Raw genomic sequence first — 12,987 nt, forward strand, 5'->3', positions numbered from 1 at the left:
GTGAGCGCACCCGCGCGTGGCCGTGCCGACGTGCGCGAGATCCTCGAGCGCGACGACGACCTGCGTGACGTCCCGAGCGCCTGGGTCGTGGCCCTCGCGCCGGTGCCCGTGCTCCTCGCCGCACTCGCCATCCGGCCGCTCGTGCAGGGCATCGCCTGGTGGGCATCGGGCGTCGTCGTCGTCGCCGTGCTCGTCGCCGTGATGCTCGCGGTGCGCCGCCAGACGCCCGGTATCCGCTTCGTCGTCCTGGTCGGCACGGTCATCGCCTGCTCGTGCGCCGCCGCCCTGGTCAACGACATCCAACCGCTCGGGTGGCTCGACGCGGACGGGGCCCTCGGGGAGACGCTCGCCGCGATCCGCCTGAACCCTGCACCGCTGCCGCAGACCGACGCGATCCGGCTCGTGGTCACCGCGTCGATCGGCTGGGTCGCGGCGGTCTCGCTGTTCCTCGCCGCCATCGCGCGGATCCCGTCGCTCGCCGCCGCCCCGGCCCTCGTCATCCTGATCGTTCCGGGTGTCATCACCGGGCAGCCCGCCGGCACCCCGCTCGTGATCACCACGGCGGTGGCGTTCCTCGCCCTGCTCTGGCTGTCCGTCCGCCCCGTGCAGCGCGCACTGCCGGCCGCCGTGGTCGGGGCGATCGGGCTCGTCGTGGCCATCGGGCTGCCGACGATCGTGCCGCTCAACGCCAGCTGGTTGTCCGGCGTGACCGGTGCGATCCAGTCGCCGATCCAGCCCGGACGGCCCGGCACCCTGCTCGAACTCGGCAACGACCTGCGCCGCCCGAGCGAGCTCGAGGTGTTCCGCTACCGCTCGTCGGACGGGCAGCCCGAGTACCTCAAGCTCGCCGACCTGGACGAGTTCGGCACGGGGGACTGGGTACCGACCGTGACGAACGCGGCCGAGGCCGACACGGCCGACGAGCAGCAGTGGGCCGAGGGCGTCAACCCGCGCCTCGCGAGCCGCGGCGACGTGACCGTCCGGATCACCGGGCTGTCCAGCACCTACCTGCCGGTGCCGTCGGGCGCGGTGTCGATCGAGTCGCAGTCCACCAACCTCGACCTGTCGCAGTGGCGGTGGATGGGGAACTCGAGCACCGTCCGGTCGACCGGAGCCGCGACCGCCCGCGGTGCGATGTACGAGGTCTACGGGGCCTCGACCTTCGCCAACGACTACCTCGACGCGGTCGCCGCTTCGGGGGTGCTCGCCCGCTCCGACGGCCGTGGCTTCCGGGAGCCCAGCCGCCAGCAGCTGCGCACCGACCTCGCCCTGCCCGACGACCTGCCGGCGAACATCTCGACCACCGCGACCCGGGTCGCCGCAGCCGCGACCGACGACTACGGGCGTGCGCGGGCACTCGAGCAGTGGTTCCGCAGCGACCTGTTCACGTACTCCGAGACCGCCCCCGTCGAGCAGGGGTACGACGGCGACAGCATGGACGTCGTCTCGACGTTCCTGCGGGTCCGCGACGGGTACTGCGTGCACTTCTCGTCCGCGATGGCCGTGATGGCCCGCACGCTCGGCATCCCCTCGCGCATCGCGGTCGGGTACCGGGCCGGGTCGCCGCAGCCCGACGGCGAGTACGCGGTGTCGAACCGGCAGCTGCACTCCTGGCCCGAGCTGTACATCCAGGGCGCCGGGTGGGTCGCCTTCGAGCCGACGCCCGACTCCGACGAGGCCGCGCCGTCCGAGGAGCCCTCGGCCTCGCCGACCGCGGCGGCACCGGAGACCCCGCTGCCGGCGCCCGAGCAGACCACCCCGGCGCAGGATTCCGCGTCACCGACCCCGTCGGCCTCCCCGGCGCCGGGTGCCGCGGGTGCGTCCGGCTCCGGCGACGCAGGTGGCCCCGTCGGACTGCTCGTGGGGCTGCTGCTCGTGCTCGCGGTCCTCGTCGCCCCGGGCCTCGTGCGCGCTGTCCGCCGCCGGTCGAGGCTGTCGGCGATCGCCGCCGGCCGGTCGCCCGCCGTGCAGGCCTGGCGGGAGTTGCTCGACGATGTCGCCGACCACGGGTACGCCCCGGGCATCGCGCCGCCGGGTGATGCCGCCGCCGTGGCCCGGACCGCCCGAGCCGTGCTCGGACGACTACGGCCCGGGTTGCCGGCCTCGGTCGTGCCCCACCTCGAGGCCACGGTCGACGCGGTCGATCGGGAGCGCTTCGCCGCCGACGGGGTCGCATCGGTGGACACTTCGGCGTTGGAGCGGCACGTCCGCGAAGCTCGAGCCGCACTCGACGCGTCGGTGCCCGCCCTGCGCGTCGTGCGGTCGCGCCTGCTGCCGCCGAGCCTGCTGCCGTCGTCCGCCTGGTCCCACGACGGGCCGAAGCCCCGGCGTCGCGATCGTCGCACGGCCTGACGCGGGCGCTTGCGCGTGCCTCGCACCGTGCGAGCCTCGCACCGTGCGAGGGGTGCGCCGAGTGGTGCGAGGTTCCGTACTCCGTGCGACCGGCGCGGCCCCGCACGGACTACGGAACCTCGCACCGTTCGAGCGGCGCGGCCGCGGCACCGTTCGAGCGCGCCGCGCCGCGCGTCAGCGCCGGCGGACGACCGCCTCGACCAGCGTCGCGACGAGCTCGCCGGGGTCGACCCCGGGCAGCGCCGGCGCGTCGAACACCAGGCCGACGTTCGCCCCGATGAGCACGGTCGCGAACTCCTCCGGGGTCATGCCGACGTCGACCTCGGGGTGGGCACCGAGCCACAGCCGCACCAACTCGAGCACCCCGTCCTGCAGGACCCGGCGCTGCCGGATGAACTCGGGCAGGAACTCCGGGTGGCGCACGGCGTACCCGCGGAACGCCGAGAGCAGCGCGAACTGCTCGCTCTGGTCGTGCTGGCCGAACGCAGCGCGCAGGACGTCCCCGACGTCGACGGCGGCGATGTCGGCGTGCACGAGCTCCTGCAGTGAGCCGAGCACGACGTTCGTGGACCGCTGCATGACCTGTGCGAGCAGGTCTTCCTTGGACGAGAAGTTCGAGTAGACCGCACCCTTGCTGAACCCCGCGCGCGCTGCGACGTCGTCGAGTCGCGCCCCGTAGACGCCCTGTTCGGCGAAGACCTCGGCACCGGCGGCGAGCAGGCGTTCTCGGACCTCGGCCCGCGGGATGCGCGGGGTGGGGGAGGCGTCGTCGCTCATCGGTTCCTGTTTCGGCCGTGCCGTGGTGGGGAGACCTGCCGCGCCGCGCGTCTGATCCCGCGCGGCATCAGCGAAGCCCCCATCCCCACGTCTGCTCGGAACCGGCGCGTTCGGGTCGCGTCGGTGCTGTGCGGACAGCGTTCACCGGGATCATCCCCGGTAGAACTGCCAGGACGATACCCGGCGGTACTGATCGTAGCGTCGCGGAGCCGCGGGGGACAGCCCCTCAGTCCTCGTGCTCTTCTCGGACACTGCCGGCGCCGGTCCGACGGCCCGGGCGCCGGAGCAACCGGAGCGCGTCAGGTCGCAGGCTCCGACCCCGCCGGAGCAGCGAACCGAGGGTCGACTTCGGCTGCCACTCACGGCCGTTCGGCAGCCCCCAGCCGCGGCGGACCGCTCCCCAGCGGAGCCCGAGCGACAGGGTGATCGCGAGCAGGATGCCGAGCGACGGCGACCCGAGCGCCGAGGCGATCACCATCACGGCCGACGCGGCGACGGCCACGGTGGCGTACAGCGCGTTCCCGCCGAACACCGCCGGCACCCGCCGCAGCAGCAGGTCGCGCATGGCCCCGCCGCCGACCGCGGTGATGGTCCCCATGATGATCGCGGCCGGCCATTCGAGCCCGGCGTCGTAGGTCCGCTGCACGCCGACCACGGCCCAGAAACCGATCACGGCGGCGTCGAGCACGGTGAACAACCGGTCCCACGTCACCTCGGAGAACGACACGAGGAACGCGATGAGCGCCCCGGCGACGGCGACCGGCACGTAGAGCGGGTCGACGAGCGCGACGGGTGGTCCGTTCTGCAGCAGGGTGTCGCGGAGCATCCCGCCGCCGAGTCCGGAGACGAACCCGACGACCAGGAACCCGAACAGGTCGAAGTCCATCGCGCGGGCGATGGAGCCGCCGAGCAGGGCGGACGCGAAGACCCCGGCGAGGTCGAGCACGTTCGTGACCGACGCCAGGCCGTCGACGGACAGCAGGTTCATGAGAACCATCAAACATCACGTCGCACGACTGGCGGGCCGTTCCGCGGTTAGGTTAGCCTCACCTTCGTCATGCTCGCCACTCTCGTCATCGGTCTCCGTGAAGGCCTCGAAGCCACGCTCATCGTCGGCATCATCGCCGCGTTCCTGCGTCGCAACCGCGTCCCGCTCACCCCGATGTGGTCGGGCGTCGGGCTCGCGGTGCTGCTCAGCATCGCCGTCGGCTTCGGGCTGCAGGCCGTCGAGCAGGCGCTGCCGCAGGCCCAGCAGGAGGGCATGGAAGCGGTCATCGGCATCGTCGCCGTCGTCTTCGTCACGGGCATGATCGTCTGGATGCGCACGCACGCGCGCACCCTGACGGCCGACCTCGAGGCCAGTGCCACCGCGGCGCTCGGCCGGGGCACCGCCTGGGCACTCGCCGGCATGGCGTTCCTCGCCGTCCTGAAGGAGGGCTTCGAGACCTCGGTGTTCCTCCTCGCCACGTTCCAGGCGTCGTCGGACACCGGCCTCGCCGCCCTGGGTGCCGTGATCGGCATCGCGGCCGCGGTCGTCGTCGGCTTCGGCATCTACACCGGTGGCGTCCGCCTCAACCTGTCGCGGTTCTTCACCGGCACCGGGGTCTTCCTGGTCTTCGTCGCCGGCGGCCTGGTGCTGACCGTCCTCCGCCGCGCGCACGAGGCCGGCTGGATCGTCATCGGCCAGCAGCGCACCGTCGACCTGTCGTGGCTCGCCCCGAACGGTTCGGTGCAGGGCGCCCTGGTCACCGGCGTGCTCGGCATCCCGCCGGACCCGCGGGTCATCGAGGTGCTCGGCTGGTTCCTCTACGTCGTCCCGGTGCTGGCCCTGACCCTCTGGCCGCGCGCCTGGCGTCCGTCGCCGGACCGCGTGCCCCGGGTGCGCGCCGTCGTCGCCGGTGCTCTCGCCGTGGCCGCAGCGGCGCTCGCGATCGCCGTGCCGACGGGCGGGGTCGACCTGCCCCGCACGACCGCGGTCAGCGGTGACGCCAGCTCCGTCTCCGCCAGCGTCGACGGTGCGTCCGGTGTCCTGCGGGTGGCTGGCACCGGAACCGGCCAGGAGGCCCGACTCGCCCTGCCGACGTCGGCCCACCGCCGCGTCACCCGCGCGGGCGTGACCGCCGACCGGTGGCGCGTCGTGCAGGACGGGGCCGGTGGGCAGGGGAGCGGTGCCGACCGTCCGTCGACGCTGACCCTGGACGACCTCGTCACCCTGTTCGGCCGCCTGCCCGTCGGGGTCTCCCCGTCGACGAACCCCGGTCCGTTCGCGGCCCGCTGGGCCGTGCGCGACACGGTGACCCTGTGGACGGTCCGCGGTGGGGTCCTGGACGCGACCCGCGACGAACGCGAGGTGCTGACGCTGAGCGGTGGGGGCCTCCCGTCCGCGCGCACCACGACCCTGGACCGCACCGTCTGGTCCGTCCCCGACGCCCGCGTCGAGCGGTCGGCCGCCTCGGTGGCCGCAGCGGACTCGCGATCAGCCGACCTGCTGCTCTGGAAGGCCTGGCTGCCGATCGCCCTCGGCGCCGCGGCCGCCGTGCAGGCGCTGCTGGCCCTCCGTGACCGCCGTCGCCGGCGACTCCCCACCGTCCCCACCCCCGAACCCGTCCCCGCTCGTGGCCCTCCGGCCGCGGACCCTGCAAGGAGCACCGACCATGTCCTTCGGTAAGCCCGTCCGACCCCTGATCACCCTGGGCGCCCTCGGCGCCGTCACCGCCCTCGCACTCACCGGTTGCGCCGGTGGGTCCGCCGAGGCCGGCGGCTCCGGCTCCGGCGACGCGAAGGTCTCCCGCGTCACCATCACGCTCACCAACGACGGGCAGGACGCCTGTGCGGTGTCCTCGACGAAGGTCCCCGCGGGCCCCGTCACCTTCACGGTGAAGAACGAGTCGTCGACCGCGATCACCGAGGTCGAGCTGCTGCAGGACCAGCGGATCCTCGGCGAGAAGGAGAACCTGGCGCCCGGCCTCGACGCCGTCCGCTTCACCGCCACGCTGACCGGCGGGAAGTACCAGGTGTACTGCCCCGGCGCCGAGACCGAGCTGACGGACTTCACCGTCACCGGCAAGGCCGCGTCGACCGCGAACAGCAGCGCCTCGACCCTGCTCCGCGACGGGACGAAGGGCTACGCGACCTACGTCGACGGCCAGGTCACCGACATGGTCGCCGCGGTCCAGCAGCTGCAGAAGGACATCGACGCTGGCGACCTCGACGCGGCGAAGACCGACTACGCGAACGCCCGTCCGTTCTACGAGCACGTGGAGAGCGACGTCGACGGCTTCGTCAAGAAGGGGTTCAAGGCCACCGACAACGCCGGCAACCTCGACTACCTGATCGACATGCGCGCCTCGAACCTCGACCCGGCCGTCGGCTGGAGCGGGTTCCACGCCGTCGAGAAGGACCTGTTCCAGGCCGGGAAGATCACCGCGTCGACCAAGCAGACCGCAGCGGACCTGACCGAGGACGTGCAGCTGCTCGCGAAGCTCGTGCCGACCCTGGACTACAAGCCGGAGGACCTGGCGAACGGTGCCGCCGGCCTGCTCGAAGAGGTGCAGTCGAACAAGATCACCGGCGAGGAAGAGGCGTACAGCCACATCGACCTCGTCGACCTCGCGGCCAACGTCGAGGGTGCCCGTCAGGCCTTCGCGTACCTCAAGCCGGGGCTGACCAAGCTCGACCCGACCCTGACGAAGCAGATCGCGAAGCAGTTCGACGCCACGAACACGCTGATGGACGGCTACCGCGACGCCGACGACCTGGGCGGCTTCGCCAGCTGGGACGCCGCCACCAAGAAGTCCGACGCGAACACGATCTCGCAGCAGATCCAGGCGCTCCAGGACCCGCTGTCCCGCCTGGCCGAGAAGGTCGCGACCGCGTGACCGAGCCGGACGAGGCACCCCGGGCGAACGTCTCCCGCCGCGGGCTGTTCGGCGCCGGCCTGGCCGTGGCCGGTGCCGGGGTCGGCGCGGCAGCGGGGATCGGCGGCGCCACCGCGGCGACCGGCGTGAACCCGTTCACGGCGGCGACGAACGGTGACGAGTCGATCGACCTGTCGCAGAGCCAGCCGTTCTACGCCACCGCGGCACGGCAGCCGCAGGGCGGGATCCGCACCACCCCGCAGCGGTACTGCGTCTACATGACGTTCGACCTGTCGACCACCGTCACGACCGACCTGCAGGTGCTCCTCGCCCGCTGGTCGGCCGCGATCGCCCAGCTGCAGGCCGGCAAGACCGTCGGCAGCGTCGAACCGGCGCACGGCAACGGAGTCGGCGCCGACACCGGCGAGGCGCTCGACCTCGGGCCCGCGTCCCTCACCGTCACGGTCGGCCTGGGACCCGGCGTCTTCGACGAGCGCTTCGGGCTGGCCGACCGGCGCCCGGCGTCGCTCGCCGACATCCCGACGCTGCCGAGCGACAACCTGCAGCCGGGGCTGACCGGCGGCGACCTGTCCCTGCAGGCCTGCGCCGACGACCCCCAGGTGGCGTACCACGCGGTGCGCGACCTGGCACGGATGGCCCGCGGCACCGCGACCGTCCGCTGGACCGTGCTCGGCTTCGGCCGGGCATCGGCGGGACCGCACCAGAGCACGCCCCGCAACCTGATGGGGTTCAAGGACGGCACGCGGAACATCACCACCGACGCCGACCACGACCGGTTCGTCTGGCTCGACCGCGACGCCGGGTGGATGGCCGGCGGCAGCTACCAGGTGGTGCGGAAGATCCGGATGAACATCGAGACCTGGGACGCCGACGTCGTCAGCGACCAGCAGCGGGTGTTCGGGCGGACGAAGATCCAGGGCGCACCGCTCTCCGGCGGACAGGAGCACACCACGCCGGACTTCCACGCGAAGGACGACGACGGTGCGACGAAGATCGACGCGACGTCGCACATCGCCCTCGCAGCGCACGAGGCGAACGGCGGCGTGAAGATCCTGCGGCGGCCGTACAACTACACCGACGGGCTCAACGAGTACGGCCAGCTCGACGCCGGGCTGCTGTTCATCGCCTACGTGAACGACCCGGACCACTTCACGCGGCTGCAGCGGAAGCTCGGCGCCTCGGACCGGCTGAACGAGTACGTCTCGCACATCGGGTCCGCGGTGTTCGCCGTCCCGCCGGCACCCCGCAAGGGGTCGTACATCGGCGAGCAGCTCTTCCGATGAGCTGAGTCGCTGAGACGCCAGGGTGGGCGCCCTCCGCCGTTTCCCTGGAGGCGGAGGACGCCCGCGTCGCGGAGTCTCGCCGAACGGAACCACCGTCGACTTGCTGAAAGCGACCCGGCACGACGCGTCGCGGTGCGACAACCCCGAGAGTACCCCGCGGATCCGCGGATCCGCAGTGATCGACCGGGATGGGACAGCAACCGTGACCGCCGGGTCGCGCGACGCGTGCGCCGGAGCTGTGCCGGGCCTCCTGACCGACGCGAACGGGCCGCCTCACCAGGGTGAGACGGCCCGTTCGCGTGTGTGCCCGCAGGCTCGGGGTCAGTCCGTCAGGACCGTCGCGGCACGTCGTGCGCGGTTGCGGCGGAGGACCACGAGCGCCGTGATCCCGGCGAGCAGGAGCAGGCCCGCCGCGATCGCCGGAGCGGTCAGGTCCGCACCCGTGTAGGCGAGGTCGCCACCGGCGCGCGGGTCGTCGTCGGTCCCGCCGACGCCACCGATGCCGGCGTCATCAGCGCCACCCGCGCCGGGGCCGGGGGTGACCCCGCCGCCCGTGCCCGGGGTCAGGTCGACCGGGTCCGTCGGGTCCGTGGGGTCGGTGGGGTCCGTCGGGTCGGTCGGGTCGACCGCTGCGGCGACCGGGATCGTCACGGCGAGGGTGATGGTCTGCCCGGGCAGGGTGACCACGAGCGGTGCGTCCGTCGTGGCGACGGGCTCGGCCACCGCGGCGAGCGAGACGGAGCCGGTGGTGCGGGCGGCGGCGCGTGCCGCCGGGGCCTCGATCTCGGGGACGGTGACGGTCAGGGTCGCGCGACCCTGCTCGTCGTTCTTGTCGGTGATCGTCGGGTCGATCGCCGACGACGCCAGCTCCTTGCCGTCCGCGCTGACCGAGACGGTGCCGGCCTTCGCGGGGTCCTCGCTGCTGAACACGAGCGACGACAGGTCGAGTTCGATCTCGTCACCGGGCTGGAACCCACCGGCCGGGGTCGGCGTGACCGTGACGCCGACGGCGCGCTGGTCGACCTGGGGTGTGACCTTCTTGTTCGCCACGAAGTAGTCCACCTGGGCCTGCAGGTCGACCTGGCCGGAGTCTGCGACGTTCGTGCCGGTCGCGAAGGCGGCGAAGTTGTCGCCACCGGTCGACAGGAACGAGTTGACGGTCACCTTGAGGGTGTCGGTCAGCGAGATCGGCTTGCCGCCGAGGGTCATGCCGGTGATGCGCTCGCCGCGGCCCTTCGACGGGTCGTAGGTGTACGCGAAGCCGTCCGAGACGCCGAGCTTCAGGAACGGACGCTCGAGGCCGTCCGGCTGCCACTGCTGCTCGAGGGCGTTCTTGATCTGCTGGCCGGTCATGTCCTTCGTCACCAGTGTGTTGGCGAACGGTTGGACGAGCGCGGCCTCCTTGTAGGTGACGGTGCCGTCGGGGTCGCCGGCGCCGCTGGACGCGTAGACCATGTCGGTGCGGAGGCCGCCCGGGTTCATGAAGGCGATCTTCGAGCCGTTGCGGGCGGTCGCGCTGCGCTGGACCTCGGCGATGTAGTTGCCCAGGACGGACTCGCCACCGCGGTTCTCGGCCTTGCGGTCGGACTGCACGGCGCGACGCAGGTCACCCGTGATCTCGCCGAGCTTCTCGCCGCCCTTGACGTCGGCGACGGCCTTCGCGGCGGTCACGATGTCGCTCACCTCGGTGACCGAGGTGGTGTCGGCGGGGACACGCTTGTCGTCGTTGACGGAGGTGACCGAGGACGTGATGCCGGTGAGCTGCTTGTCCGCGTCCACGGTGAGGCGCAGGTGTCCGAGGTTCACCCCGTAGGACCCGGCCTGGATCACCGGACGCTTCGTGCCGTCGGGGCCGGCGATGGAGTGGTTGTACGTCGCGTGGGTGTGCGCCGAGACGATGGCCGAGACCTTCGACGAGACGCCGGAGGTGATCTTGCCGAAGGCACCGGTGCCGGTGGCGTCGGCGAGCGCGCTCGTGGTGGCGCCCTCGTGCACGAGCAGGACGAGCACGTCGGCCTCGCCGTTGTCGTCCCTGCCGTCGGTGAGCTGCACGGCGTACCGGTTGACCTGGCTGACGATCGGGGCCATCGCGAGGCCCTCGACCCCGCCGGGGCTGACGAGCCCGGGGATGAGGTCCTCGGTGGTCGCGCCGATGAAGCCGACCTTGACGCCGCCCTTCTCCACGATGGAGTACGGCGTGAACGCTGGGTCGGTGGTGCCGGCCTTGACGATGTTCGCCGAGACGTACGGCCAGTCGGCGCGGTCGTCGATGCGGTTCCGCAGGTCGTCCTGGCCCTTGTCGAGCTCGTGGTTGCCGATCGCGCTGACGTCGAGGTCCATGGCGTTCAGGGCGTCGATCGTGGGGGAGTCCTGCTGGATGAGCGAGGTGAAGGTCGAGGCGCCCACGTTGTCGCCGACGCTGGCGAAGATCGTGTTCGGGTTGGCCTCGCGGTACGACTGCACGACGCCGGCGAGCTTCGCGGCACCGGCGGCCTTGTCGGCACCGGTGCCCTCGGACTCGATGCGACCGTGGAAGTCGTTGACGTCGATGATGTCGATCGTCGTGTCGCCCTCGGCGGCGACGGCTGCGGACGGGACGGAGAGTGCGACCAGGACCCCGGCGGTGGCGAGGGCCGCGCCGGCGCCGAGGCGTCGTCGGGTCGTCGCACCGGCGGTTCCGGTGGTGTGGGAAGTGTTCATCGCCGTCGAACCTACGAAGACGCACAGGCGACGCGCCAGACCCCGTCGCAAGTCGTCACACGACGTTCACACGGCCGTCCCCCTGGGCCCGCCCGACCCGGTTCAGTCGCGGCCGAGGGCGCCCTTCACCCGCTCGGTGACCTCGGTCGCCATCGCCTTGGCGGAATCCTTCACCACGTCGAACTCGACCGGGTCGCCCTTCAGCAGGCTCTTCGCCGTGTTGATCGCGTACTCCTTCGTGATGTGCGGGGGCAGCGGCGGGACGCTCCGGCTGACGTACGCGTCGATGAGGGTCACCCCCTGGTGGGCGAACGCCCGATCGACCGCGGCCTCGACCTCGGAGTCCTCGTGCACGGCGATGCCCTGGAACCCGAGCAGCGTCGCGTACCCGGCGTAGTCGATCGACTCGACGTCCTGCGAGCCCCGCCACATCGGGTTGCCGTCCTCGGTGCGCATCTCCCACGACACCTGGCCGAGGTCGTCGTTGTGCATGACCACGATGACGAGCTGCTGGTTCGGCCAGGCCGCCAGGTACTTCTTCACGGTGATCAGCTCGTTCATGCCGAGCATCTGGAAAGCACCGTCGCCGATCGTGCACACCGCCGGACGGTCCGGGAACGCGAACTTCGCCGTCACCGCGTACGGCATCGCCGCGAGCATCGTCGCGAGCCTGCCGGACATGTCGCCGCGCATGCCCTCGCGCAGCCGGACGTGGTGGCCGTACCAGTCGGCGGTCGTGCCGGCGTCCGCGGTGACCGTGACGCCGTCGGGCAGCCGGTCGTTCACGGCCTGGATCACCCGGCGCGGGTTCACCCCGTCGTCGTAGGCGACCTCGGACTGCGCACGCATCTCCGACTCCCACTCGCGCATCTCGTGGGCGACTGTCCGCTGGAAGGACCTGTCGGTCTTCTGCTCGAGCAGCGGGAGCACGGCGTCGAGGGTCGAGCCGACGTCGCCCCACAGGTTCAGCTCGGTCGGGTACCGCAGGCCGAGCTGCTCCGGCTTGATGTCGACCTGGATGCCCCGGGCCTGCCCCGACTTCGGCATGTACTCGCCGTACGGGTAGTTCGTGCCGAGCAGCACGAGGGTGTCGCAGTCGCGGATCTGGTGCAGCGACGGCAGCGACCCGAGCAGCCCGAGCTGCTGCGAGTGGTACGGCACGTCGGACGGGATCACGTCCTTGCCACGGAGCGCGGTGATGATCCCCGCGCCCGCCTTCTCGGCGGCGGCGAGCACCTGGGCCGTCGCACCGCGCGCGCCCGCACCGACCAGGAACGTCACCTTCGACCCGGCGTTGATGATCTCCGCCATCTTCCGGACCTCGTCGGCGGGCGGCGTGATCCGGGTGGACGCGGGGACGTCGCTCGACCGCGAGGCCCAGTGCTCCAGCGGCGGTGCGTCGTAATTCATCGCCTGCACGTCGTGGGGCAGCACGACGACGGCCGGCTGCTTGCGCAGCGACGCAGTGCGGAACGCGGTGTCGAGCACCACGCCGACGGCCTCGGGCGTGGCCACCGTCTGCACGTAGCAGGCGACGTCGGCGAACACGCGCTCCAGGTTCGACTCCTGCTGCGTGAACGACCCCATCGCCGCGAGCCCCTGCTGGCCGACGATCGCCACCACCGGCTGGTTGTCCATCTGCGCGTCGTACAGCCCGTTCAGCAGGTGGAAGGCGCCGGGACTCGACGTCGCGACGCAGACCCCGACCTCGCCGGTGAACTTCGCGTGTGCGGTCGCCATCAGCGCCGCGATCTCCTCGTGCGTGGGGCGGACGTACTCCAGGCCGTCGCCCGTCGACGCCGCCTTGCCGAGCGCGCCGTCGAAGGCGCCGATCCCGTCGCCGGGGTACCCGAACACGCGGGAGACCCCCCACGCCTTGATGCGGTCGATGACGAAGTCGCTCACGGTCGTGCTCATGGCACCAGCGTGCGCGGGCGCGTACGGGTCCGTTCACAGGCACCGGACTGGAGGCGCGGATCACGTGACCGACGTCGGTC

At 72.1% G+C, this 12,987-nt stretch carries 8 protein-coding genes; 4 read left to right on the forward strand and 4 right to left on the reverse strand.

Annotated features, from left to right (window positions below):
• Positions 1 to 2,352, forward strand: a complete 2,352-nt coding sequence (locus tag DEJ00_RS12755; protein ID WP_146247966.1) for a DUF3488 and transglutaminase-like domain-containing protein — start codon at positions 1 to 3, stop codon at positions 2,350 to 2,352.
• Positions 2,353 to 2,526: 174 nt separating this feature from the next.
• On the opposite strand, the gene DEJ00_RS12760 is transcribed toward DEJ00_RS12755, so the two are convergent.
• Positions 2,527 to 3,129, reverse strand: coding sequence for a TetR/AcrR family transcriptional regulator (locus tag DEJ00_RS12760; protein ID WP_111057611.1), 603 nt, complete (start codon positions 3,127 to 3,129; stop codon positions 2,527 to 2,529).
• Between the two features lie 226 nt (positions 3,130 to 3,355).
• On the reverse strand, positions 3,356 to 4,117 hold the full coding sequence (locus DEJ00_RS12765) for a trimeric intracellular cation channel family protein (RefSeq protein WP_027466118.1): 762 nt from the start codon (positions 4,115 to 4,117) through the stop codon (positions 3,356 to 3,358).
• Positions 4,118 to 4,186: 69 nt separating this feature from the next.
• On the opposite strand from DEJ00_RS12765, the gene efeU reads away from it, so the two are divergent.
• The 3 genes from efeU to efeB are packed head-to-tail and all read left to right on the forward strand — an operon-like array spanning position 4,187 to position 8,290.
• The gene (gene efeU / locus DEJ00_RS12770; protein ID WP_111057612.1) at positions 4,187 to 5,797 is read left to right on the forward strand and encodes an iron uptake transporter permease EfeU; all 1,611 of its coding nucleotides are present in this window, start codon (positions 4,187 to 4,189) and stop codon (positions 5,795 to 5,797) included.
• The gene (efeO, locus tag DEJ00_RS12775; protein ID WP_027466119.1) at positions 5,784 to 7,007 is read left to right on the forward strand and encodes an iron uptake system protein EfeO; all 1,224 of its coding nucleotides are present in this window, start codon (positions 5,784 to 5,786) and stop codon (positions 7,005 to 7,007) included. Before efeU ends, efeO begins: the two co-directional genes overlap by 14 nt.
• A complete protein-coding gene (gene efeB / locus DEJ00_RS12780) occupies positions 7,004 to 8,290 on the forward strand; it encodes an iron uptake transporter deferrochelatase/peroxidase subunit (RefSeq protein WP_111057613.1) in 1,287 nt (428 codons plus the stop codon). Before efeO ends, efeB begins: the two co-directional genes overlap by 4 nt.
• Positions 8,291 to 8,611: 321 nt before the next feature.
• Here the strand turns inward: efeB and DEJ00_RS12785 are convergent, their stop codons facing one another.
• Positions 8,612 to 10,990, reverse strand: coding sequence for a bifunctional UDP-sugar hydrolase/5'-nucleotidase (locus DEJ00_RS12785; RefSeq protein WP_111057614.1), 2,379 nt, complete (start codon positions 10,988 to 10,990; stop codon positions 8,612 to 8,614).
• A gap of 102 nt (positions 10,991 to 11,092) precedes the next feature.
• Positions 11,093 to 12,907, reverse strand: coding sequence for a thiamine pyrophosphate-requiring protein (locus DEJ00_RS12790; RefSeq protein WP_111057615.1), 1,815 nt, complete (start codon positions 12,905 to 12,907; stop codon positions 11,093 to 11,095).
• Positions 12,908 to 12,987 lie beyond the last annotated feature (80 nt).

Origin of the sequence: Curtobacterium sp. MCLR17_039, from assembly GCF_003234745.1 — a bacterium.
Lineage (GTDB): Bacteria > Actinomycetota > Actinomycetes > Actinomycetales > Microbacteriaceae > Curtobacterium > Curtobacterium flaccumfaciens.